At 36.6% G+C, this 23,157-nt stretch carries 22 protein-coding genes, 1 tRNA gene and 1 pseudogene; 9 read left to right on the top strand and 15 right to left on the bottom strand.

Annotated elements, in window-relative coordinates; genetic code table 11:
- Positions 1 to 253 precede the first annotated feature (253 nt).
- The 5 genes and pseudogenes from AC13DP_RS12940 to AC13DP_RS12920 form a co-directional block, all read right to left on the bottom strand.
- Positions 254 to 1,563 (bottom strand): annotated as a pseudogene (locus tag AC13DP_RS12940) (sugar porter family MFS transporter).
- Positions 1,564 to 1,573: 10 nt separating this feature from the next.
- Positions 1,574 to 2,731: a glycoside hydrolase family 130 protein gene (locus AC13DP_RS12935; RefSeq protein WP_483067914.1), complete on the bottom strand. Its 1,158-nt coding sequence runs from the start codon at positions 2,729 to 2,731 to the stop codon at positions 1,574 to 1,576.
- Between the two features lie 21 nt (positions 2,732 to 2,752).
- Complete coding sequence (locus AC13DP_RS12930) at positions 2,753 to 4,243, bottom strand: RagB/SusD family nutrient uptake outer membrane protein (protein WP_483067913.1); 1,491 nt, start codon at positions 4,241 to 4,243, stop codon at positions 2,753 to 2,755.
- Positions 4,244 to 4,262: 19 nt separating this feature from the next.
- Positions 4,263 to 7,301, bottom strand: a complete 3,039-nt coding sequence (locus AC13DP_RS12925; protein WP_013069954.1) for a SusC/RagA family TonB-linked outer membrane protein — start codon at positions 7,299 to 7,301, stop codon at positions 4,263 to 4,265.
- 322 nt (positions 7,302 to 7,623) lie between these two features.
- Positions 7,624 to 8,667, bottom strand: coding sequence for a LacI family DNA-binding transcriptional regulator (locus AC13DP_RS12920; RefSeq protein ID WP_013069953.1), 1,044 nt, complete (start codon positions 8,665 to 8,667; stop codon positions 7,624 to 7,626).
- A gap of 785 nt (positions 8,668 to 9,452) precedes the next feature.
- Between AC13DP_RS12920 and AC13DP_RS12915 the strand changes: the two genes are divergently transcribed.
- On the top strand, positions 9,453 to 9,635 hold the full coding sequence (locus tag AC13DP_RS12915; RefSeq protein WP_083759719.1) for a type II toxin-antitoxin system HicA family toxin: 183 nt from the start codon (positions 9,453 to 9,455) through the stop codon (positions 9,633 to 9,635).
- A gap of 59 nt (positions 9,636 to 9,694) precedes the next feature.
- Complete coding sequence (locus tag AC13DP_RS12910; protein ID WP_013069952.1) at positions 9,695 to 10,108, top strand: hypothetical protein; 414 nt, start codon at positions 9,695 to 9,697, stop codon at positions 10,106 to 10,108.
- A 161-nt stretch (positions 10,109 to 10,269) separates the two neighbouring features.
- Here AC13DP_RS12910 and AC13DP_RS12905 read toward each other — a convergent pair whose 3' ends face one another.
- A complete protein-coding gene (locus tag AC13DP_RS12905) occupies positions 10,270 to 10,518 on the bottom strand; it encodes an IS3 family transposase (RefSeq protein ID WP_394329736.1) in 249 nt (82 codons plus the stop codon).
- Positions 10,500 to 10,829 carry a transposase gene (locus AC13DP_RS12900; protein ID WP_347407273.1) on the bottom strand — a complete coding sequence of 110 codons (330 nt, stop codon included), beginning with the start codon at positions 10,827 to 10,829 and terminating at the stop codon, positions 10,500 to 10,502. The genes AC13DP_RS12905 and AC13DP_RS12900 overlap by 19 nt, the downstream gene beginning before the upstream one ends.
- Positions 10,830 to 10,960: 131 nt before the next feature.
- Between AC13DP_RS12900 and AC13DP_RS12895 the strand changes: the two genes are divergently transcribed.
- The 3 genes from AC13DP_RS12895 to AC13DP_RS12885 all read left to right on the top strand — a co-directional run bounded on the left by AC13DP_RS12895 (position 10,961) and on the right by AC13DP_RS12885 (position 12,843).
- Positions 10,961 to 11,815: an RHS repeat domain-containing protein gene (locus tag AC13DP_RS12895; protein ID WP_347407272.1), complete on the top strand. Its 855-nt coding sequence runs from the start codon at positions 10,961 to 10,963 to the stop codon at positions 11,813 to 11,815.
- A 75-nt stretch (positions 11,816 to 11,890) separates the two neighbouring features.
- On the top strand, positions 11,891 to 12,199 hold the full coding sequence (locus tag AC13DP_RS12890) for a putative toxin (RefSeq protein ID WP_041578540.1): 309 nt from the start codon (positions 11,891 to 11,893) through the stop codon (positions 12,197 to 12,199).
- An 11-nt stretch (positions 12,200 to 12,210) separates the two neighbouring features.
- Positions 12,211 to 12,843, top strand: a complete 633-nt coding sequence (locus AC13DP_RS12885) for a hypothetical protein (RefSeq protein ID WP_347407271.1) — start codon at positions 12,211 to 12,213, stop codon at positions 12,841 to 12,843.
- Positions 12,844 to 13,212: 369 nt separating this feature from the next.
- Here AC13DP_RS12885 and AC13DP_RS12880 read toward each other — a convergent pair.
- The 5 genes from AC13DP_RS12880 to AC13DP_RS12860 form a co-directional block, all read right to left on the bottom strand.
- Positions 13,213 to 13,294 (bottom strand) — tRNA-Leu (locus AC13DP_RS12880).
- 796 nt (positions 13,295 to 14,090) lie between these two features.
- Complete coding sequence (locus tag AC13DP_RS12875; protein WP_347405947.1) at positions 14,091 to 14,708, bottom strand: response regulator; 618 nt, start codon at positions 14,706 to 14,708, stop codon at positions 14,091 to 14,093.
- Entirely contained in the window at positions 14,705 to 16,468 is a 1,764-nt protein-coding gene (locus tag AC13DP_RS12870; RefSeq protein WP_483067912.1) for an ATP-binding protein, read from the bottom strand. Before AC13DP_RS12870 ends, AC13DP_RS12875 begins: the two co-directional genes overlap by 4 nt.
- On the bottom strand, positions 16,468 to 16,833 hold the full coding sequence (locus AC13DP_RS12865) for a hypothetical protein (RefSeq protein WP_347405945.1): 366 nt from the start codon (positions 16,831 to 16,833) through the stop codon (positions 16,468 to 16,470). Before AC13DP_RS12865 ends, AC13DP_RS12870 begins: the two co-directional genes overlap by 1 nt.
- A gap of 342 nt (positions 16,834 to 17,175) precedes the next feature.
- On the bottom strand, positions 17,176 to 18,309 hold the full coding sequence (locus tag AC13DP_RS12860) for a PepSY-associated TM helix domain-containing protein (RefSeq protein WP_347405944.1): 1,134 nt from the start codon (positions 18,307 to 18,309) through the stop codon (positions 17,176 to 17,178).
- 361 nt (positions 18,310 to 18,670) lie between these two features.
- On the opposite strand from AC13DP_RS12860, the gene AC13DP_RS12855 reads away from it, so the two are divergent.
- From AC13DP_RS12855 to AC13DP_RS12840, 4 genes are all read left to right on the top strand, one after another.
- Positions 18,671 to 19,258, top strand: a complete 588-nt coding sequence (locus tag AC13DP_RS12855; RefSeq protein ID WP_228249780.1) for a HupE/UreJ family protein — start codon at positions 18,671 to 18,673, stop codon at positions 19,256 to 19,258.
- A 103-nt stretch (positions 19,259 to 19,361) separates the two neighbouring features.
- Positions 19,362 to 19,793 (top strand): deoxycytidylate deaminase, encoded by a 432-nt coding sequence (locus AC13DP_RS12850; RefSeq protein WP_013069933.1) that lies wholly within the window; start codon positions 19,362 to 19,364, stop codon positions 19,791 to 19,793.
- Positions 19,790 to 21,391, top strand: coding sequence for a S41 family peptidase (locus AC13DP_RS12845; protein ID WP_013069932.1), 1,602 nt, complete (start codon positions 19,790 to 19,792; stop codon positions 21,389 to 21,391). Before AC13DP_RS12850 ends, AC13DP_RS12845 begins: the two co-directional genes overlap by 4 nt.
- The gene (locus AC13DP_RS12840; RefSeq protein WP_013069931.1) at positions 21,391 to 21,690 is read left to right on the top strand and encodes a hypothetical protein; all 300 of its coding nucleotides are present in this window, start codon (positions 21,391 to 21,393) and stop codon (positions 21,688 to 21,690) included. The genes AC13DP_RS12845 and AC13DP_RS12840 overlap by 1 nt, the downstream gene beginning before the upstream one ends.
- Here AC13DP_RS12840 and AC13DP_RS12835 read toward each other — a convergent pair.
- Genes AC13DP_RS12835 through AC13DP_RS12825 form a run of 3 tightly spaced genes read right to left on the bottom strand, consistent with a single transcriptional unit; the run spans position 21,682 to position 23,074 of the window.
- Complete coding sequence (locus AC13DP_RS12835; protein ID WP_013069930.1) at positions 21,682 to 22,293, bottom strand: FAD-dependent oxidoreductase; 612 nt, start codon at positions 22,291 to 22,293, stop codon at positions 21,682 to 21,684. The two genes, AC13DP_RS12840 and AC13DP_RS12835, sit on opposite strands and share 9 nt — an antisense overlap.
- 2 nt (positions 22,294 to 22,295) lie before the next feature.
- On the bottom strand, positions 22,296 to 22,496 hold the full coding sequence (locus tag AC13DP_RS12830; RefSeq protein WP_013069929.1) for a hypothetical protein: 201 nt from the start codon (positions 22,494 to 22,496) through the stop codon (positions 22,296 to 22,298).
- Positions 22,493 to 23,074: a MarC family protein gene (locus tag AC13DP_RS12825; RefSeq protein WP_187288252.1), complete on the bottom strand. Its 582-nt coding sequence runs from the start codon at positions 23,072 to 23,074 to the stop codon at positions 22,493 to 22,495. The genes AC13DP_RS12830 and AC13DP_RS12825 overlap by 4 nt, the downstream gene beginning before the upstream one ends.
- Between the last annotated feature and the right edge of the window lie 83 nt (positions 23,075 to 23,157).

Below are 23,157 nucleotides of genomic sequence, written 5' to 3'. Positions count from 1 at the left end.
TAACGCCTCAATTAAATAAAAATTTCACGACCAAAAGAAACTATAGATGATCTATGTGATTTAAAGAAGCATCGCCCCACCTAGATCAATTAAAACATATATGGCATTCCCTATCACTATGCCAATTATTGAAATCTACAAATAAGGATACACCAGATTAACCTGTAGTTGTATTTTCGGATAAAAAAAACCGCTACACGTTCTGTGCAGCGGTTTTATAGTTCTTATAAAACATCGTGGTAATTTCTCTTTTTCAGATATCCTCTTCTAATGATTTGCCTTTTGTCTCCGGGAAAAATTTTATTGCAAATATTAATTGCAATATCATAGTAAGTGCAAAAAAACCAAAAGCGTAGGTGATTCCGTTAGCCAGGCCTGCAACCACCGGGAATAACCAGGTTAAAGCAGCCGCCCAGCACCAGTGGATAAAAGTTCCAAAGGATTGTCCAGCAGCACGAACCTTATTAGGAAAGACCTCGGAGATAAAAACCCAAATTACGGCTCCTTGCGAGAATGCAAAACTAGCTATAAAAAATAGCACAGGGACGATGAGAAAGCTTACACCTAACTCTCGATTATTAAGTAAATAGGTCGTAGCCAATAAACTTAAAATCATTCCTATGGAGCCTATGATCATCAATTTGCGCCGCCCAACCTTATCTATCAATACCATGGCCCCGATGGTAAATAGCATATTGACAAAACCCACTGAGGCTGCTTGTAAAAATGCACTGTCTTTCGCAATTCCAGCAGTTTCAAATATTCTGGGGGCGTAGTACATAATAGCATTAATTCCGGAAAACTGATTGAAGGTAGCCATAAGGAATACCAAAATTAATGGTTTTAAATATTTACCTTGAAATAATTTTTCCTGCTCTTTCTTTTGCTCAAAGGACACCTTAATGGTTTGCAGTTTTTCTTCCGGGTTTGCCTCTCCCAGCGCTTTCAAAATAACGAAGCTTTCTTCATATCTTTTTCGAAGAACAAGCCAGCGAGGACTTTTAGGAATTAAAAATACCAAACCGAAAAAAATAAACGCAGGAATGGCTTCTACTCCAAGCATCCAGCGCCAGGAGTCGCTGCTCATATTAATTTCAAAAAGTAATTTGAAATAAAGGCTAACAGAATTCCAAAAACGATGCTGAATTGAAAAAGCCCCACTAACCTTCCACGATAATCAGAAGGAGAAATTTCAGAAATATACATGGGAGCGATTACAGATGATGCGCCAACTCCAAGGCCACCTAAAAATCTCCAAAAAAGAAAAAGATACCAATTATCCGTCAAACCACATCCTAAAGCAGATAATCCAAAAAAAAGTCCTATAATGGAAAGTGACTTCTTTCTCCCCAAGTGCTGTGCAGGAGAAAAAGCAAATATAGCTCCGATAATGGTTCCGATTAAGGCAATAGAATTGGTAAATCCATGGGCGAAATTATCGAGCAGATAAAACGCTTTCAGGCCTTGTTCTGCACCGGAAATTACTGCCGTATCAAATCCGAATAACAATCCTCCAAGGCTGGATACCACAGCCCCAATAAGTAATTTCCTTTTTAATTGCATAATAGAAAGATTATTGCGGTTCTGCTGTGGCCATTCCTACCATACTATCTGCCGTCCCGTAATACAAATACCATTTCCCCTTAAAAAAGGTTAATCCTTCTACGAAGGTGGTTCCATCTTTATACTGTCCGGATTTTTCAAAAGGCAACTCTGGTTTGAGGTAGGGTTCATCCGAACGGTCGATCAACTTCCAAGGCTCATTGGCATCAAACAATGCTTGACCACTGGTATAGACACGATTGCCCAGCTCTTCCACACCAATATTTTTCGAATTACCTGCATTATAAAGTACTACAATGCCATTTTCTGTTAAGACAGGTGGCGGTCCGGCCTCCACGAGCCAGGAATCAAAATATCCGGGACGCGGATTTAAAACAGGAGCAAGATTTCCGGCATAGTCTTCTACAGGTTCCCAATTGATAAGGTCCGTAGAAGTTGCAAGCCAAATATGAGGCACCCCATAATACATATAATACTTGCCCTTTATCTTTGCCGCAACCAGTTTCCCGTCCTTTAATTGAGTAACTATTGCTCCGGACTTGGTCTCCTTATCGTGATATTTACCATTCTTAAAATCTTGGAAAACAGGTCCGTGTTTGGTCCAGTTTTTCAAATCTTTCGAGGTGGCCAAAGCCAGCCTCGGGATTTTTCTATTCCACTGGGTATAGGTCAGAACGTAAGTTCCGTCTTCACTCTCTACAATCCTGGGATCTTCGGTACCTCCGGTCCATTCAAATTCTTTCTGGTCATCGTTATCAGGATAAAAAATAGGCTCATCTTCTCTTTTATAGATGCTTCCATCTTCTGAAGTGGCCAATCCGATTCTAGAGGTATGTCCTCCAATGGTATCGGTATGTCGGTCCTGCTCCGCCCTGTACAAAACATTTATTTTTCCATCTTTTACAATGGCAGCAGGATTGAAAGTAGCCATGGACTGCCAGACTACTTCTTGCCCGCTCATCGGGTCATTAAAAGTAGCCATAGTATCCCGTTGTATGATGGGCTGCGCATTTTGTGGACGCTCAAAAGGTCCTATCATCCATGACGCTTCGGCAGTGCTTACTTTGTTACGCTCTTTAACGGATTCACCTTTTTTAGTATCCGTATGACATGCGGTGGCTATACCTATTAGGCATAGCGCCATATACTTTAATTTAAAATTTATCATTGATTACACATTTTTTATTGATTAGTATCCGGGATTTTGTTCTATCTGTCCTCCAGAACGATCTATTTCTCCTTGTGGAATAGGATAAAGGCTGTTATAACTTTGGTAATTTTTTCCCAGGTTGGTCAATACATCCTCCGCAATACCCCAACGTTTTAGATCATTAAATCTTTGTGATTCAAAGCCCAACTCCACCCGTCTTTCATGACGCAAAATCTGTAGAGCTTCGGCCTTGGAAACCCCTGTGCCGGCATAATTAGGCAATGCATTGGAAGGGGTAGCGCTGCCATCAATCTTTGGAGTATTACGTGCTCGGGTACGAATCTGATCGATAATTGCCAAACCTTTCTCTATCTCTCCGTTCTCAATGAATGCTTCGGCTTTCCACAGCAGCACGTCAGCATAACGGATATATACTTTATTTCCCGGAGAATCTTCATTGCCCTTATATCTTCCATCGGTAGTCCCCAGTAGTTTATGTTGTTGTTGCTGGGCTACCTGAACCGTATATTCCAGTCTTGGATCATTTTCTTCAAATGCATCTACAAAGTTCTGGGTTGGTGCCAAAAACCCCCAGCCCATTAATGCTGAAAGACCATTCCCTTTTGAGGGGGTGAGTCCTGAAACATGATCATATGAGAAAATTACTTCATTTTCCTGGTACTCTTTGTTTACATCGAAAGGATCAAAATAATTATTATCCAGAGAATAAAAGTTATACCCCTGCAATTGATTCACTTTATTAATCACTTCATTCCAATTTTGCTGAAACAAATTCACCTTTGCCTGCATGGCAATTGCCGCTCCGATAGAAACCCTCCAAGGTTCAGCATTGCTGGAATATTTTTGTTCGGCCAGTAAGGAAACCGATTCCTGAAGATCTGCAGTTATTTGAGCCCAAATCTCCTGTTGCGTACTGCGTTTGGCTACCTGGTAAGCATCTGAAAAATCCTGTAAAGGCTCTGTAAGCAAAGGCACACCTCCAAAATTGTTGACCAGGTCAAAATAATAGAAGGCTCTCAAGAAATATACTTCTCCCAACAAGCGATCTTTTGTAGCTCCATCCATATCAACGGAAGACATGACCTCTGAGTTATTAAGCGTAGTTATTGCCTGATTTGCGCGTGAGATCCCTTCATAATCATAACTCCAGATTCCATTGAAACCGGGATTCATAGAAGTAAAATTAAATGCCGCAACTTCATCCATCCATGCCTGGTCACCATCAGGATTCCATTTCTTTTGCATATCGCCCGAAGCGATATCCTGAAGTAAGAAATCATTTCTGGTAATGGTCCCCTGATCCCAATTCCATTGTCCAATAACATTGAGAGTTCTGGAGAGTAATTGATAAGTTGAGTTAACCGAGGAGATAATAGAAGCAGCGGTTGGCTCGGTGTCTATTCGATCCTTGGTAATTAAACCGATAGGATCTTCATCCAGGTAGGAATCACAGCCTGAAAACGCTATAAAACATACCACTATAAGAAATTTTAATATTGATTTTTTCATAATTGAAATCTTTAGACATTTAGAAGTTTGCATGAACTCCAAACAATATGGTTAATGATTGCGGATATGTTCCGAAATCGATTAAATCGGTAGATTCAGGATCTAAACCGGAATAATCGGTAAAAGTAAGTAAGTTCTGACCGGAGGTATATATTCTGAAATTCCCCACTTTTTCCACATCAAAAGTATATCCCAGCTCTACATTCTTAAGTCTTAGATAGGAAGCATCCTCCACAAAGATATCAGAGACTCTACTGCTTCCATTATCGGTAAAACTTACTCTGGGTATTGTATTGGTTGAACCTTCCCCATCCCAGGCGCCCAGTACACGATCCGTATAATTGAATGGCCTGGTATCATAATCGATAATTTTCTTTAAATCATTATAGCGGTCAACACCCTCAACCCCCTGAAAAAGAAAATTAAAATCAAAACTCATGTAATTCATGGAAACATTCAGACCATACGATAATTTTGGATTTGGATTTCCTATAAAATCACGATCATTGTCATTTATTACTCCGTTTCCATCTAAATCTTTAAATTTAATATCCCCCGGTTGTTGTGGCGGATTATTAGTTCCATATAGATGTTCAGAAACTTCCGTCTGATTTTGGTAAATCCCCTCTTGAACAAAACCATAATATGCATTTAGCGGATGGCCCTCCTGGGTTCTGGTGACATTCCCTGTAAGATAAGGTAAGTTAGGGTGCAAGGAATTCACCACATTCTTTAGTGTGGACAAATTCCCACTAATTTGAAATTTTAAAGGATTCTCATAATTCCTGTAAGATAATCCAAATTCCAGCCCGGAATTCTGCACCTCGCCTGAATTAAGATAAGTGGCCGAAACATCACCTACAAACTTGGGGAGAGAAATTGGAAGGAGTATATCCGAAGTAGTCTTCTCGAAATAATCAATACTTCCAGAGAGTTTGTTACTATACAATCCAAAATCGATCCCTATGTTCACTTGTGCTGTAGTTTCCCACTTTAAATCAGGATTCCCGTAACGACTAATCAGGTAACGATCGGCATCTCTTCGGTATAAGGTTAAATAGGCGTAATTGGGTATCTCCTGATTTCCAAGCTGCCCCCAACTGGCTCGCAACTTCAGTTGGTTCAACCAATCTAAATTATCCATAAAGTTTTCCTTCGAAATAGTCCAACCCGCTGAAATCGAAGGGAAGTATCCCCAGCGATTATCTTTTGAAAACCTCGAAGAAGCATCGGCTCGAAGATTAGCAGTGATTAAATATTTATCCTGGTAGGAATAGGTAGCAGAACCAAAATAGGAGAATAACGCCCATTCTTCGGCCAGCCCCCCATTCCATATGTCCCGATCGGTCCCCCCAAAGTCGAGATATCTGAAATTAGGTTCGGTATAATCAAATCGTTGTCTTGAAGCATTTATTCCGGAAGAATTATTTTTTATAAATTCAATTCCAGCCAGTGCATTTATATCATGGTCTCCAATTTCTTTATTGTACATAAAGCTATTATTCCATGTAAAGGTCATGTCTTCATACCTGGATTCAGATAGATTGGTAGGACGATTTTGGCGTCCCAGACCGCTATCAATTTCTGCCCCCTGACCATCGTCATCTCCATAATTAGGATTAAAAGCCTTTTGATGACCAAAGTTTATATCTGCTCCGAAATTTGTTTTGAATTTCAAGGAGTTATCTGACAGGATCTGATATTCAGCGAATAAATTTCCAAACGTTTTAAAAGTTCTAGTCGTGTTATCGGTAAAATAGGCAAGCGCTATAGGGTTTTGAGAATATTCATATTTATTGCTTTCAAAATTATCAGGATCAACATAAAAAGGCAAGTCTGTAAAAGGGTCTTCTTCTGAATATGTAGGATCTGAAGGATTTTTATAAACCGGTATAATGGGAGGGCGCAGAAAAGCATGACGTATGATTCCTGGTGCATCCCCTTTCGAAGAAATTTTATCCTGCTGTTCATATGATATTTGAACATTCGCCCCCACTTTAATGCGATTGGTGACATTGGAATTTATATTGCTACGCAGGTTTAGACGGTTAAATTTATCATTGTCGTAGACTACAATTCCGTCTTGCCCGTAATATCCAGCACTTAAGAAGAAATTTGTTTTTTCATTACCTCCGGATGTGGAGAGTTGTACACTATTTGTTTTTCCCAATTCAAATAGTTCATCTAAATAGTCTACGTCAGCGAAATCGGATCTACCAGCATCGGCGAGATAGGGATTGGTTCCGGAATAGCCCGCATTATTCCAGGCAGTGGTCACGGTATTTAGGTATTGATCCGCATTAAGCATATTAGGCAAATTGGTGACTTTTTGCAAGCCTCCGAAATAATCTATTTGAAAACCGCTGCGATCAGAACCACTTTTGGTTTCTATAACAATAACTCCACCAGCAGCCCTTGAACCGTAAATGGAGGCAGCTGCCGCATCTTTTAAGACCGACATAGACTTTATATCGGAAGGATTTAGGAAAGAGATTTCTCTACTGGGAACACCGTCAATAATATATAAGGGATTATTATTGCCTATCGTTCCGTTACCCCGTATTCGGACTTCCACTTCTTCGCCCGGGGCACCCGTACTTTGAGTAATATTTACTCCCGCAACCTGCCCCTGTAATGCCTGAGTTACGCCCGGAACTCTGCGGGATTCTAATTGTTTGACATTAACAGATGATACGGCCCCAGTGATGGTTGACTCTTTTTGGGATTGATAACCTACTATAACCAGTTCATCGAGCTGCTCTGTACTTTCCTGCAGTACCACTTCTACGTTATTTTCACCATTCCACGGTATCTCCCTAGTCACATAGCCTAAATAAGAGAATACAAGAGTTACATCTTGACTAGAAACATCGATTTCGTATTTCCCGTCAAAGTCTGAAACGGTACCATTTTCAGTACCTTTTTCACTGATAGAAACCCCAGGCAATGGACCACGAGCATCTTTTACAGTACCTGTAATTGTTTGTGAGTAAGCTATACTTCCCGCACAGATCGCCCATACGAATAAGAGGCAGGAAACGCTTTTTTGTGTTATCATAATTAAGTATTCAAAGATTAATATAAGAACTGCGATTATTATCCGAATTCGCTCTCGGAATCTATTTCCTTTGATTCAATTCCTTCTGAGGAATTAAAACCTAATAGTACTCATGTTAGGCCTATAAAAATGCTCCCATAGAAATGACCATCCCATAAGTTTCCAATTGTAATTTTATCATTTTGGCATCTACAACGATATAGTAAAACGTTTTACATGATGAATTAAAAAAATACAGTACTAATATAATCAAATTTAGTAAAACGTTTTACATAATATTAATTTGTAAGGATAATTTTAAAATTTCACACCCTACAAAAAGCTATTTTTTATCGTAAATAGTTAATTTACAGGAATCTCTGGTGATTAAATTTCCGGGAAGAATTTTTTGAAAAATTTCGTTTTTATCGTTTTTCGCCCTTAGAAGTTCGAGTGTACCCTTGATTAACTCGGTTGCCATGGCAGGTACAGGTTGTGATAAAACACTAATGGAAGGGGTGTGTAGTTCAAATAAATCTCTGTCGTCAAATGTGATTACAGCTAACTCATCAGGTATATTCTTATGTAATTCTTTTAATCCTTTTAGTCCATTAATAGCTAAACCATTGGTGGCAAACAGGATACCATCGACAGCTGTATGTTTATTGATGAATTTTTCAAATTGGATACGACCTGCTTTTGTTTTAACATCTTTAAATGGAAGAAGCAATGAAATTGGCTGGGATTGGTGATCTTTGATGGCGTCTTTGTACCCTTCAAGCCGCTCACTCATACAGCTGAAATCTGATTTCAATCCTACGTAAGCAATATTTTTGCATCCTGATGAAATTAACTTGTTAACTGCCATTTTAGCTCCATTAAAATTATCAAGTATTACATAATTATGCTCTGTAGAAGTATAACGGCGGTCAAAAAGCATGATAACCTCATTTTTTTGAGTAATTAATTCCTGTATTTCTTTTTCGAAATTTTCGGGAGGAGTAATTATAAAAGCATCGACCTGTCTATTTTGAAATAAAGAAATGAGTTCAGCGGCTCTATCCTTATTGTTTTCGGTACTACAGTAAATGATCTTATATCCATTTTTATAGGCAATTTCTTCCATTTCCTTGGCTACAGCTGAAAAAAAGGGGTCAGAAATATCCTCTGCCATAAATACTATAGTTTTGGTTTTCCCCGTTCGGAGGGTCTGAGCAGAAGTATTTGGCTCATAGCCAACTTTCTCAATGTAATCTTCAACCTTTTTTATTACTTCATCACTAATTCGGTTCTTGGCTTTTTTGTTAATAATAAAAGAGATTGTAGTAATTGAGATCCCCAACTCTTTTGAAATATCTTTAATGGATACTCTTTGCTTCTTTTTCATTTTTTTGATGATAAGTAATAGGATTCCCAGCTTCGAAAAGTAAGTAAATTTACGAAAGATAAATGCAATATAAAACGTTTTACTAAAAAAGAACTCATTACAGTCTGAATGAGAAAATGAACTCAAATAGATAAGCAGAAAAGCATTTAAGTAGACATTATGGAGTGCATGGGTCTCCTTATATAGCACCAGTACATTAGGAAACCTATTACCTAAAAAAAGATAATTATGAAATTTTCATGTTTTAAGAGCCGCAAAGAACAGTGAGTTTTTTGTTTAACTATATAGGTAAGGATATAAATTCTTATCAATTATAAAAGCCATTGACTACGAGCAGTTTTTTTGCGTTATATGCGAAATACATTTATTGTTGCTACGGTTAGAAACAGCAGCAAAATTCGCTGAATGGAGAGCAAGTAGAAAAACCGAGAGCTCCGGAAGCTGACAGTAAACACCTATAGCTACGGTTTAAATTGTCGAAGTCAGTTTATAAAATCAGCCCTTATACAGTTAATTCATGTATCCTTACTAAGGATTAAAACATTTTAAATTTATTGGGTTAAATCGGAAAAGCCACTACTCAAAAGTGGCTTTTTTCGTGTAATAAATGGAAATACGATAGATAAATCTTTATCGTTGAGTACACTCTAATTTTGATGCATTAAACTTTTTTACCTTTTGAGAGCCATCGGTTTTGCGGTGGCTTTTTTTATATTAATTTATATCACAGTATAAAAAATATATAACAATATTGTTATATAACTAAAATGTTATATCTTTGTATTATGAAGTCTAGTTCTTTGATAAGGCTGGTTGAAAGCGATGGTTGGTACAAAGTTCGAACAAAAGGAAGTCACCATCATTTCAAGCATCCTTCAAAAAGGGGGATCGTTACAATACCACATCCAAAAAAAGATGTACCTATAGGAACGGTAAAGTCGATTTTAAAACAGGCGGGGTTGGACTAACCACCCTCCCCCGTCTTTTCTATCAAAGAATAGCAGGTAGATCGTACAAAAACAAAACAATGGCACAAGAAGTAATTCGAGTTTTCGTCGAGAAGGCAGACGATGGAACTTATTGGGGTAGTACCCAAAATCTCCCTGGAGGAGTAACTGCTTACGGAAATTCTTTAGAAGAGTTAAAAGAAAGTTTTACTTCAGCATTTAATGATTATTTAGAGATAGCTGAAGATTTAGATGAAGATTGGATCGATGAAGTAAAATCGATAGAACGTGTAGAATATGTAATGAACATCCCTTCATTATTTAAGTTATTACCTGAATTAAAAATATCATCCATAGCCAAAAAGGCAGGAATAAATGAATCTTTGATGCGTCAATATGCTTCTGGTAAAGCTAATGCTTCAGAAGAGAGAGCAAAGATTATAGAAAACGCTATTCACGAATTAGGACAAGAATTAATATCAGTTTCGCTTTAACCCCTTAAAACAGGACTTCATTTGAAAGACGCTTTAATCGGCGTCTTTTTTATTTCATTTTTCTAATGATCGAATAAATAGATCTTTCACTTAAATTGAATTTTTCAGCAGTGTTGGTTAGAACTTGCACTTTCTTTTGGAGTTTGGAATCTGTGATAGCCTTAATTAAACTTCCATTTGTGTTTGCTTACCCAATGGTTCGCTCTCATAATTTTAGTCACTCTACATCTGGATATACAGTAACCTTCACGTTTAAGTTTTTCTGCTATTCGTGTAGCGCCATAACGCTGTTTACTCAGGTCAAGTTCCTTTTTTATTAAATCTGTAAGGCTATGTTCCAATGCTCGCTTTGAAGGGCCAGCTGTGTACCACCTATAAAAACTACTCCTACTTATTTTAAAAACCTGCACAGCCTCTCTATCGGATATAAATCCATAGATTTCCCATCACTATTGGAGAAGATGTGCACGGCCTTTTTTAATATTTCAAGTTCAAGTTCCTTTTCTTTAAGAGCATTGCGAATTCTTTCAAGCGCTAAAGTATGATCGGTTATTGGTTTTTCAGGCTTAGGCAATGTAGCTGTTTTAGCTGCCTTGCGCCATTTGTAGATCCTTTGGACTTCTATGCCTAGTTCATCTGCTAATTCTTTTATATTCTCGCGCTGGTAACTTAAACGAACTGCTTGCTCCTTTAATTCCGGATTGTAATATGGTTTTTTCATGGTTCTAAGATATTTGTTTAGTAAAAAACGGTCTTAAATTTTGTGTCCGAATAAAAGTAGTAACTCCAGGAGGGACACAGAGTAATAAAAACCAAAGGCGCTATCAAAAGCATTATTCGGCCAATGGTAAAATGGAGGTTAAATTTGATTCCCAATCGAACAAAACCACCTTTGTGACCTATATTGGTGGTGATGCCTATTCCGCCCCTTTAATATTCCATGAAGAAAAAGGAAGCAGTACGGTCTCCAATTATTTTTACCTGCACAGGGATTATCTGGGAAGTATCTTATCGATCACCGATAGCAATGGTAATTTTAAGGAAAAGCGACATTTTGATGCCTGGGGAAAAATTGTAAAACTTACTGATGGCAATAACAACAACCTTACCAGTTTTAACATATTGGACCGGGGGTATACCGGACACGAGCACTTACTGGGGGTAGGGATCATTCATATGAACGGGCGTTTATATGATGCCATGCTCCACCGGTTCTTAAGTCCCGATAATTATGTGCAGGATCCATCCAATCCCCTAAATTTTAACCGATATTCCTATGTACTTAATAATCCTCTAATCTATATAGATGTAAATGGTGAATTCTGGCATATAGTAATCGGAGCAGTCGTTGGTGGATTAGTTAATCTGGCTGTGAAAGCCGTTCAAGGGAAAATTCATAATTGGAAAGATGGTTTTGTAGCATTTGGTATAGGTACTGTAACAGGAGCTATTGGAGCGACAACTGGTGGAGGTGCTTTTACAATGGCAGGAGGTGCTGCAGGAGGAGTGGGAGGATTTTTAGCTGGAGGAGCTGGAGGCCTTGCTGGTACGGCTTTTGCTTCTCCAGTCCAAAATTTAGGAAATCACTTATATTTTGGTGATCCATTAATGACTCCAAAGCAGTATATTACGGGCATAGCAATCGGTGGTGTTACTGGGGGAATAGTGAATGGAGGAATAGCTGCTCTGAACGGTCGTAATTTTTAGAATGGAGATGTATTAGGAAGACCTCAAATAGCTCCTGTATCATCTTTAAAACCTTATGATAAAGGTCAAGAAGGCTTGAAACTTAATAATATTAAACAAAATACTGAACATATTGAATCACTAAATAAAACAGCAAATTACCGAATCCCAGATGAAATGATAGTTGATGAGTTTGATGTTGTGCAACAAATTGGAGAGGTAAAACATTATGCTCTAAACCGAACTGTTAGCTATACAAAACAATTACAAGATTTTATTACGTATGCAAACCAACATCAAATTAAATTTAATTTATATGTTCCGAATGGCGTAAATATATCTAAGCCACTGCAAGAAGCAATTAATAGTTCTTCTTTATTGAAAATCGTTAGATACACTAGGTAAACTTATTGAATATGAGCGAAAAAAATGAATCAACCTCGACATTTAAAAATTTTAAGGCAATGTATGAGGAATTAAGTCGAGCAGGCTATCCTGATATTAAGAAATATGGGAATAATAATGATTACATAAAAGTTTTAAAAAATGGAAATTATGACTTAGAAACATATATTGAAATTATAAAAAAATGGCTACCTAAAATAGAATATAAAACAGGTGGTCTATTATTGATTGCTAAAACTGATATTAAATATGATGGTAGCATTATAATTCCAATATTTAACGAAGCTGATACAGCGGATCGTTGGCGAATTTGTTCAGCGATTGTTAAAAACCCACCTTTGAATATTAACGATTGGGTTAAATCTATATATTTATCCAAAACCTATAGCTACTCCGAAATAGGAATTCTTCCGCTAGCAATAATAAAAATGTTTCCAAAAGATCAAGCTAGAGAAATTTTGAGAGAAGGTTTTGATCATAATTATAGAGTAACTCCAGAAGCATTAGGTAAAATTGGAGAATTAGAGGATATTCCATTTTTAGAAAATAAGTTGAACCGCCACTATGATGCTACTCATGTACATCGGGATATCAATAAAGCTATTAGTAAAATAAAAAAAAGAGGCAATGGATCTGTAAAATAAACTTTGTTCAATTCCTCTGGGGCTAGCCCCAGAGGAATTAGATTTATAACTAACGATATTGACCATAAATTGTGGAAAAGAGTACAATTTTTTCATATAGCATTCCATTCCTTCTCAATTTTTCATGTAGACAGGTAGATGAGCTTGGCTAGTAATTCATCATTAGTAAAAGAAAGTTTATGGCATGCGGCGGATACCGCCCCTCTACAATAGCCTTACAGATAATTACTAGTTTCTATTAATCTTTGCTCAGCATCAAATCATACCTTTTTAAATCAAAAATATAATTTTATAAAATATAAGGAAATGTTGTACCTATGTTATACCTGAAAATAAAAAAGCTGAGACATTTATCTCAGCTTTCCCTTGTACCTTGGGTGGGAATCGAACCCACACTCTCGAAAGAACTGGATTTTGAATCCAGCGCGTCTACCAATTCCGCCACCAAGGCAATTGGACGGCAAAATTAAAAAATTATTTGACATCAATTGCTTTTTTTTTACAAAAATCAGATTTCAGTTGACATATTCTTCTTACTAAATTTAAACGCATTAAGCATTAAAGAAAATTATCTCTCTACATTTAAAGCAAATTAAGAACTTCGGAAAAAGCTTTCGAGATTTGAATCAAAAAATCTTCGTTAGTATTCTTGATTTAAAAAAGAGATCATTACCCCTAAAGGATTAAAAATCCACCTCGGGATAGAGGTGGATTTAAGAAACAAAAGGAATGAACAGGTTTACAAAACCTGTCTCGTTATTTTCTTAAAGAGAAACTCTTTAAGCTAACATAAATTTGGATGTATTTCACCAAACCCGAATCAATCTCAAAAGAACAGAAAAAACCTTAGAAAACTGTTAGCTGCAATTCATCTAAATGTAAAATTTAGCTTCAGTAATTGTTAGCTATATTACCTTAATATGAAGCTTTATAAATATTTACAACCCTAAAAGAAGTAAGTGATTCAGAATAGGTTGTTTACCATATCTAAATACTGAAAACAAAAAACTCCCGACTTTACATCGGGAGTATAATTTCATAAATGAAATCGAGAATACGTTCATTAACTTCGCTGAGAAGTAGAAAACAAATAAAGTTTCCCAGCCAGTTTTTAGAACTTGCCCCCTATAAAGGGAATTGAACGAAATACTTCATTAAATTGGATTAAGAACCACCAGCAAAATGAATTATTACTTCAAAAATATCTTATAAAACTGTGTAACACCATACCCATGCGAGGGGATATTTTAAAAATCGTATTTGCGCTGTAACGCGTAGCGCAGCAATTCTCCCGGACCATGCAAACCGAGTTTTCTAATCATGTTTTTACGATGAGTTTCTACCGTGGTTTTTCCGATAAATAAAGCATCCGCTATTTCCTGATTGGTTTTACCTTTACCTACCAGTTTTAAAATTTCAATCTGGCGTTTAGTAAGAATCCCGGTATTTTCGCTGGGTGTGTTTTCAGTAGCAAGACTTAAATTGGGATCGTAATATAAATTTCCTTCAGAAACCTTTAATATTGCTTTTTCCATTTCAGAAAGGGGAGAATTTTTTAGCAAGTATCCGGTGGCACCGGCCTGCAACATTAAATCTACCGCCTCGTCCTGATCAAACATGCTAAAGGCAATAATCCCAATCCTGTCGAATTTGGCTTTTATCAGTTTTGCCGCTTCAATTCCGTCCATCACCGGCATCTTCACATCGGTTAGTACAACATCAGGAATATTTTTTTCTACCAGTTTTACTAGATCTTCGCCATTTTTGGCGTGACCGATAATCGATATACTATCGTGATATTTGAAATAAGCCAAAATCCCATCGGCTACGGCTAAATGATCTTCGGCAACTACCACTCTAATCATGACTTGGGAATATTTAAAATGACCGTAGTACCACTACCTGAATGGCTATCTATATCTACATTACCACCAAGATGTTCTACCCTTTTTATAATCGAAGCCAATCCCATCCCGTCGTTATCTTTTATAATAGAAGGATCAAAACCTTTACCGTTATCCTCTACCATTATATTGATATGATCTTCAAAAGAAGTAAGATGAACAATAATTTCTGAAGCTTCAGCGTGTTTGATCACATTGGTAATTAATTCCTGTACGATCCTGAAAATCGTGATTTCTACACTATTTTCTAAGCGCTCATACATATCATGCGCTTCTACCTGAACCACAAGATTATTCCCTACAGATACTTTTGAAGCAAAATTGCTTATCGAAGGCACCAAACCTTCACTGGTTTTCAGGCCCGCATTTCGTTGATGTGCATAATTTCTAACCTGTTGATAGGTTTCATCTAAGAGGGAATTGGTAGTCTTAAACAACTCGTCCTGCTCGTCGCGAAGACGATCGGTCTTGGTTTTTAAATTCTGAAAATGCAGTTTTAAGGTAGCCAGCAATCCTCCTAAATTATCATGAAGATCGTTGGCAATACGCTGGCGCTCTTTTTCCTGCCCCTCGATCATCGCATCTAAGCCTGCAAGCTCCTGATCCTTAAGCTGCTTTTCTAATTCGTTTTTCTCTAAAGCCGACTGCTTAACTTCCAATTGCTTTTTGGCAATACGGTTACGATACACCAAATAGGTAGCAATAAGCAACAACACCAAAAGAATAACTCCTGAAATTAGCCAAAATCGAGATTGCTTTAATTGCAGGTTTTCATTTTCTTTTTTCTGAACCTCATATTTGGTTTGGATGTCGAAAATCGCCTTTTCCTGCTCTTGCAGGTTTAAACTATCCTGATAGGCCTGAGTTAATTTGTAATACTCCAGAGCTTTTGCCGGTTTCTCGGCAAGCTCATAAGTTTTGGCCATGAGATCATATAAAAAACGCTTACGTTCTTTACTGTATTCTTTACCTAAAAGCGAATCTGCTTTTTGATAATTTTCAATCGCTTGATCATACTCGCCTAATTTTTTATAAGCACTAGCCGTATTTAGATAGCTTAATCGAATCTTATCTAATTCATTTATTGTTTTATATAAAACTTTTGAACGCTCGAAATAATATAAAGCTGAATCTTTGTACGATGTAAATTCATTATGTAATACTCCAAAATTATTCAACATATTGGCTTCGGCCAAGGTGTCCTGATCTATCTTTATTAATCTTAGCCCTTTTCTAAAGTATTTAAAGGAACTATCTACAGTACTTTTTCTGGCAAAATTAACAGCTATCCGTATATAGGCTTTCCGTAGATTTTTGGGATTATTTTGTGAGAGATGATACGCTAGATACTCATCAATGTATTCTTTATACTGTAATTGATCACTCCCAATATTTTTTACTACCTGAAATAACTCAAGATTTATCGTTGCTACCTTATCTAAACTATCTATTGCAGTGTATAGTTTTTTGGCTTTTAATAATAAAGGATAGGCTTCTGAATCTTCTCTTCTGAATTTAAAATTAGAAGCTTGTAAATAGTAAAACCTGGCTTTTTGCGGAACAGACAATTTAATGGTGTCAACTTCTGCAAGAAGATCCAAAGATATTTGGTAATTATCCGCTTCTTTAGAAGCTTCCGCTTTATCCAACAACTCTTGCTGTGCATAGCAAGACACCAGCCCAAAAAATACAACTCCACAAAAAGCCAGTAGTTTTTTCATTATCCCACACCTGCTAGAACACTTTCTCCTACAGTTTCTTCGTCTTCAGGATCACCAACACCGCCACCTAGTCCTACCGCTAGCTTCCATATAATTTTAAGTTTTAAATATCTAAAGTTGTAGTCAGCTAAGTCTAAGTCTATCGTCTTTACTACAATCACATCACTGGGAGTAATATTTTTATCCCCTCTTAAATAGATTTCAATTTTTAGAATATCATGAATCGCGGGACTATTACCAACTACTTTATAATGGTCGTAGCTAAAATTTTGAGGTAAATGTAAATCTACCGTGTACTGATTATCGCCTTCGATTTTCTGTAAATTATCCACGTAAAAAAGCGGAGCTGTGTTAGGGTCTTTCATTTTTTAAATTATAGTTTTAACATATTTTTAAAAATAAGAAATATATCAACTCCAAAAAAACAAGCTTCAATTTTATCGAATATCAAAGAAATTCTACATTATACCTTATAATTCTTAATAAGAACCGGCCTAACTAGTTTTATATTTAGTGTTTACCAACATGAAGCAGGTTTGATACCAATTCCATTTTCAAACATTTGTAAGAAACAACTTTCAAACCTTCTAAGCGTTAGGAAAAAGACGGTAAAATCAACAAAATCCCTTGCTTTATAACCGGGAAAAATCTTTCAAAACAATAGAGAAAAAAGGCTAAAAATTCCTTCAATAATAACAAATTAAGCTTTATTCTTTCTTTGGTTTCTTTTTCATTTTATGAATCCAGATAAAGGTTCCAGTAATAGGGAGACTCGTTGCAATCAAACAGGCTAAAAAATAAAGGAGCTTAGAGAAACCTCCATAAATACTTCCTGTATGCAAAGGTTTAATTAAAGAAGCTATTCTTAGATTAATAGGTTTATCATTAAAAACTTCCTTTTTAAGCACCTTCCCATCTCGATCTACAATTAGATTGTCGGCAATAAGTGGTGAAAGTTTAGCCGATTCATATTTTCTAATGCTATAAACACCCTTGTCCCCAGAAGGAAAACTAATTGATGTTTTGCCTTCATAATTTAGTTCCTGTGCGGTGATTTTTTCTACCGCAGCAATTGATATCATTTCATCTTCATCAATTTGTGCCTCACTTTCTACACGTGGGCCTCCACGCCCACCAAAAATTTGAGCGCCCATTACCTCGCTCCCTAAATCACGATACCATTGGAACGACCAACACAAACCGGTAAGCGACATAATAACTAAAAAGATACAGGCATAAAATCCTAAGGTATTATGTAAATCGTGGTTAATACGTTTCCATCTGGCCGAAAATTTAATTTTAAAGCCGGGTTTTAAAGTTTTCCAGTTGATTTTTTTCTTTGGAAACCAAAGCACGATCCCAGTGATCGATAATATTAAAAAGATAATTGTAGCAACACCAACAATAGGCCGCCCAATCGAAGAATCTAACAGTAACCATCGATGTAATTTAAACATAGAAAAGAAAAAGCCATCTAAAGAAGATTCACGTTTTTTACTGAATTCGGCAGAATAAGGATTTACATAATAGGTGGTTCCGCGGCGTTGTTCAGGGGATTCTTTTACATTAAACTCGTAAGCTTCGCCGTCTTTAGCCGGTACGGTAACCGAACTTACCATCCCTTCACTTTCTAATACCGAAATTAACTGTTCTATCGATAATTTTTCATCTCCGCCTTCAACCGTAAAATCTTCGGCAAAAAGATCTTTTATTTCGTCTTCAAAAGTAAGTATGGTTCCGCTAAAACAAACCAAAAATAAAATGATCCCGCTGCCTAATCCTAACCACAAATGAACATCATTTATAAATGCGCGTAAACTGTAATTTTTCTTTTTCTTCATTGAATTTCCATTATTATTTTACCCATTCCATTAATTAATGCAAGACCAATAATTTATTTAGACTTATTTAATATAAAATCCAAAAATAATAAGCTTTCTTAATTATTTATAATTCAATCAGACTTATTTTAAAAAAACAACAACCTATAATTTTATAAATCAAAACTTTGAGAGACGTTTGGACTGCATTAACCCTAAGGTATTTTAGAATTTAAAGTTCATTTATAACTATGGGATCGAAAAACATCTATTTTCGATATCTAATTAACCCAAAAATCCAAATAAACCCATGGTTTACAGCATTAGCTTTTGTGATTTTATTAAGAAGTCGTACATTCGGCAACGTTAGCCTTTTTCCCTTATGTCGCAGTTTTGGTTATATCTTAAATTAGGTTTGGAGCATGTTCTGGATTGGAATGCATACGACCATATTCTATTTTTAATCGCCCTGGTAGCCTCATATACCTTTACCTCATGGAAAAGGGTACTATGGCTGGTGACCATTTTCACCATTGGTCACACCTTTGCCTTATTTTTATCTACTTACGAAATTGTAATTGTAGACACCGCCTGGGTAGAATTTTTAATTCCGGTATCAATCATGATTACTGCCATTTACAATATTTTTACCGCTAGCAATAAAGAAAAATCAGGCAACCCAACATTGCTGTATTTTACCACTGCTTTTTTTGGGGTGATTCACGGCCTTGGTTTTTCTACGTATTTTAAAATGCTAAGCAGCGGTTTTTCCTCAAAGATCTTCCCGCTTTTAGAATTTGCTTTAGGGATAGAATGTGCACAGGCAATCATTGTTTTATCGGTCTTAATCCTGGCGTTTATCACGCAAAATTTCTTTCAGGTCTCTAAACGTGATTGGGTGCTGGTCGTCTCTGCACTGGTTATAGGGATTATTCTGCCTATACTTAGGGATAATTTTAATGCCATTTAATTAACTTTAACGCGTTAAAATTGGTTTAACCTGTAGCTTACAATAATTTAGCGATTCTTACATTATAAGAATATGAGATTTAATAAATCTCCTTTCATAACACATGCAAAAAGAAAAACAACTTAAATACGACAAAGCCTATTTAAGAATAGCAAGGGAGTGGAGCAAACTTTCCCATTGCAAAAGAAAACAGGTTGGTGCAGTTATTGTTAAAGATAGAATGATTATTTCTGATGGCTACAATGGTACCCCCAGCGGATTTGAGAATTTTTGTGAAGATGAAGAAGGCTATACCAAATGGTATGTTTTACATGCCGAAGCGAATGCGATCTTAAAAGTTGCCGCATCTACTCAATCCTGCCAGGGAGCTACATTATATATAACCATGTCGCCTTGTAAGGAATGTAGCAAATTAATACACCAGGCCGGAATTACCAGACTGGTATATTGTGTAGATTATAAAGATAATAGCGGTCTCGATTTTCTTAAAAAAGCCGGAGTCGATTTAATTCAGATAACGCAATTAGACGATTGAAAAATAAAAAAAACATATATACCCCACTCCTTTTAGGAATAGCCTGTGCTATTGGCGTATTTATGGGAGGTAAAATAAATTACTCTTCTTCAGATCAGTTATTTTCATCTAATCCAAAAAAAGAAAAGTTAAACCGCCTAATCGACTATATCGATTATGAATACGTTGATAATGTAAATACAGATAGTATTGTTGATGTTACCGTAAATACAATATTAAAAGGCCTGGATCCCCATTCGGTATATATCCCGGAACAGGAATATGACAATGTTTCTCAAAACATGAAAGGTGATTTTGTGGGTATTGGTGTTAGTTTCTATTCGGTGGAAGACACCATTATGGTTATCCAACCACTAGAAGGCGGACCAAGTGAAAAGATTGGTATCCGAGGTGGTGACCGTATTTTATATGCAAACGACAAAGCATTATTCAATCTGGGTGTAAGCAGCGATTCCTTAACCCATTTTTTAAAAGGACGACAGGGCAGTAATGTAGAACTTAAAGTAAAACGCCCCGGACAGGACGATCTTCTTAGTTTTAATGTAAAGCGCGATCATGTGCCTATAAAAAGTGTGGAAGCGGTTTATATGCTTAACAAAACCGTAGGCTACATTAAAATAAATCGTTTTGCAGAATCGACCTATGAGGAGTTTGATGCTGCTATAAAGGCTTTAAAGCTAATGGGCGCTAAAGAGATTGCACTGGATCTTCGCGACAATCCAGGCGGATATTTAGCAGAAGCCATTAATATTGCCGATGAGTTCTTAAAAGACGATAAGCTTATTCTTTTCACTAAAAACAAAAGCGGTGCTATAGAAAAAACTTTTGCCAATCGTAAAGGCGACTTTGAGGATGGACACGTATATGTTTTAATTAATGAAAATTCGGCTTCGGCAAGCGAAGTGGTAGCAGGCGCTTTACAGGATAACGATGTGGGCACTATTATCGGAAGACGATCCTACGGTAAAGGATTGGTACAGCGGGAAATGGATCTTGGCGACGGCAGTGCGGTACGATTAACTATTGCCAGGTATTATACCCCAACCGGCCGTTCTATACAAAAACCTTACGAAAACGGAAACGATAATTATTTTAGAGATTATGAGCGCCGCTATGAAAACGGCGAACTTAAAAGCGTAGATAGCATAAAAGTAGACGACTCTTTAAAATATGTTACCCCGGGTGGAAAAGTGGTATACGGCGGAGGCGGAATTATCCCTGATGTATTTATCCCTAAAGATATAGAAATTGAACATGAGCACATTCGCATTTTACTAAATCGCGGTTTTTTAAGCCGATTTGTTTTTCAGGAATTAGAACGAAAACGATCCTACTATAACTCACTTTCCAAAAGAGAATTTGAGAATGAAGTGGAAATTACCGATGAAGTCATCGATAGACTTATTGCCTTTGGAAAAAGTGAAAAGTTAAACATTCGCCTTACCGAATATAAGCCGCTCATGAAACAGTATTTAAAAGCCGTGATGGCACAACAACTGTTCGGTTCCACTTACTTTCAACAATTAAAAAATGAAGGAGATCCTGTAATTGAGAAAGTACTGGAATTATCTAAAAAAAAGCATAATTTTAAAGATTAATGGTTCCGGAAGATTTATCTGATAGTTATTGTATTTTCCTCCCCTTATTATTCTTTGTGATTGCCGTAAGTTTCAGGCTGCTGGATAATAGTGCATTATTGCTACTTCAAAAGGAGATCATTGTAACCTCTTCCTATGTTCCCAAAAAAACAATCATAAAACATATCGCTTCTCATCCGGATAAAGTTTTTACTGAGAAATTAAAAAGAGCTTTAGTTTACCGAAGCGTGCATCGTTTTTTTATCATCTTGATGATTAGCTCTGTAGTTCCTGCAATTAGTTGTTTCCTTTTAGGATAATTTGTCGTGAACTTTAGTATGCTCCCCATCGTTCCAATCGGTAAGGATATCTGTTGCTACGGCAGCGCCACTACCACAGGCGATAGAGAACTGGCTTCGCCAACCGGCAAGAGAACCGGCCACATATAAATTAGGAACCACCAGGTGGTCTTCATTGATTAATTGCACACGATTTTTAGAAGCTTTGGCCTTTTTGTGCGGAATAACATATTCATCTACTCCGCCTATTCTAAAATTATCGGAATAGCCAATAGCGATCACTACCTTTTTGGCTAAGTAATTATCCTTATTGGTTTTAAGCTCAAAAACTCCATTTTCATTTTTGCTAATGTGCTGAAGTTTCTCTCCTGTTAACTGTGTTACTTTTGGATATAATTCTTCTAATTGTTCAGGTCCTTGTTTAAGTATGTCTATACCTTTAGTTGCCGGTGGTAATCCAAGTACATTATTAAAAAGGGCGTTTTGCAGATCAGAGGTTTTTTGATGCATTAAGATCCCTACCTTCTTATCCTTAGCAAATTCTTTTTCTAAACCCGATCCAACGACTAATGCACAGGACATGCCTGCCGCTCCTCCGCCAACAATTAAAAGATCATATTCCATAATTATTGATTATGTTTTTTTGCGATTGCTCTGGATACTAAAAGGATTCCCATTAAAACGATCACGCAAAGACTGGCCACAATAGCAATCAACGCTGTTCCGCTTTCGTCTTCCATTAGACGATTAAAATCTAATATCGTCACATTAAAACCAATAACAACTATTCCTAAAAAGATGATCGTGTAGATTAAATACTTTGTCATGAAAATAAACTCTGAATGTTTGCGGCAAAAAGTTTAACGGCGATTGCCAGTAAAATAACGCCAAATATCTTCCGGATAACATTTATACCCTGCGATCCTAAAACCTTTTCTATTTTACCTGAAGATTTTAAAACAACATATACAAAGATAATATTGATTATGATAGCCACAATGATATTTATGGTTTCATATTCTGCCCTTAACGATAAAAGTGAAGTCATCGTCCCTGCCCCGGCAATTAAAGGAAAGGCCAAAGGCACTACAGAAGCAGATTCTGGCGCATCATCTTTATACAAACTAATCCCCAGGATCATCTCTAAAGCCAGAAAAAATAAAATAAACGAACCGGCCACCGCAAAAGAATTTACATCGATACCAATAAGGTTTAAAATCTCTTTCCCTAAAAACAAAAAAGCAATCATTAGCAAACCAGCCACCAAAGAGGCTTTTTCACTTTGTATATGCCCAACTTTTTTACGTAAATCCAATACAATAGGAATACTTCCAATAATATCGATTACCGCAAATAAAACCATCCCTACCGTAAACACCTCCCTGAGGTCGAACAAATTAAACATAGCTCAAAATTTTTTGCAAAAGTAAATTTTCATAATGATTTTAGTTCATTTCAACTTTAAATATTTCTAAACAATTAAGAACT

The sequence above is a fragment of the Zunongwangia sp. L-65 genome (genome assembly GCF_056859415.1).
Note: the sequence above shows the minus strand (reverse complement) of the source record. Positions and strands in the feature narration are given on the sequence as shown.

What these genes read in the sequence shown, in the direction of transcription:
- AC13DP_RS12850 (WP_013069933.1), top strand. Translation starts at nt 19,362, where the DNA reads ATGCAAAAAGAAAAACAACTTAAATACGACAAAGCCTATTTAAGAATA.
- AC13DP_RS12860 (WP_347405944.1), bottom strand. Translation starts at nt 18,309, where the DNA reads ATGAAGAAAAAGAAAAATTACAGTTTACGCGCATTTATAAATGATGTT.
- AC13DP_RS12830 (WP_013069929.1), bottom strand. Translation starts at nt 22,496, where the DNA reads ATGACAAAGTATTTAATCTACACGATCATCTTTTTAGGAATAGTTGTT.
- AC13DP_RS12825 (WP_187288252.1), bottom strand. Translation starts at nt 23,074, where the DNA reads ATGTTTAATTTGTTCGACCTCAGGGAGGTGTTTACGGTAGGGATGGTT.
- AC13DP_RS12835 (WP_013069930.1), bottom strand. Translation starts at nt 22,293, where the DNA reads ATGGAATATGATCTTTTAATTGTTGGCGGAGGAGCGGCAGGCATGTCC.
- AC13DP_RS12870 (WP_483067912.1), bottom strand. Translation starts at nt 16,468, where the DNA reads ATGAAAAAACTACTGGCTTTTTGTGGAGTTGTATTTTTTGGGCTGGTG.
- AC13DP_RS12875 (WP_347405947.1), bottom strand. Translation starts at nt 14,708, where the DNA reads ATGATTAGAGTGGTAGTTGCCGAAGATCATTTAGCCGTAGCCGATGGG.
- AC13DP_RS12930 (WP_483067913.1), bottom strand. Translation starts at nt 4,243, where the DNA reads ATGAAAAAATCAATATTAAAATTTCTTATAGTGGTATGTTTTATAGCG.
- AC13DP_RS12935 (WP_483067914.1), bottom strand. Translation starts at nt 2,731, where the DNA reads ATGATAAATTTTAAATTAAAGTATATGGCGCTATGCCTAATAGGTATA.
- AC13DP_RS12925 (WP_013069954.1), bottom strand. Translation starts at nt 7,301, where the DNA reads ATGATAACACAAAAAAGCGTTTCCTGCCTCTTATTCGTATGGGCGATC.
- AC13DP_RS12885 (WP_347407271.1), top strand. Translation starts at nt 12,211, where the DNA reads ATGAGCGAAAAAAATGAATCAACCTCGACATTTAAAAATTTTAAGGCA.
- AC13DP_RS12840 (WP_013069931.1), top strand. Translation starts at nt 21,391, where the DNA reads ATGGTTCCGGAAGATTTATCTGATAGTTATTGTATTTTCCTCCCCTTA.
- AC13DP_RS12910 (WP_013069952.1), top strand. Translation starts at nt 9,695, where the DNA reads ATGGCACAAGAAGTAATTCGAGTTTTCGTCGAGAAGGCAGACGATGGA.
- AC13DP_RS12900 (WP_347407273.1), bottom strand. Translation starts at nt 10,829, where the DNA reads ATGAAAAAACCATATTACAATCCGGAATTAAAGGAGCAAGCAGTTCGT.
- AC13DP_RS12920 (WP_013069953.1), bottom strand. Translation starts at nt 8,667, where the DNA reads ATGAAAAAGAAGCAAAGAGTATCCATTAAAGATATTTCAAAAGAGTTG.
- AC13DP_RS12915 (WP_083759719.1), top strand. Translation starts at nt 9,453, where the DNA reads ATGAAGTCTAGTTCTTTGATAAGGCTGGTTGAAAGCGATGGTTGGTAC.
- AC13DP_RS12855 (WP_228249780.1), top strand. Translation starts at nt 18,671, where the DNA reads ATGTCGCAGTTTTGGTTATATCTTAAATTAGGTTTGGAGCATGTTCTG.
- AC13DP_RS12865 (WP_347405945.1), bottom strand. Translation starts at nt 16,833, where the DNA reads ATGAAAGACCCTAACACAGCTCCGCTTTTTTACGTGGATAATTTACAG.
- AC13DP_RS12895 (WP_347407272.1), top strand. Translation starts at nt 10,961, where the DNA reads ATGGAGGTTAAATTTGATTCCCAATCGAACAAAACCACCTTTGTGACC.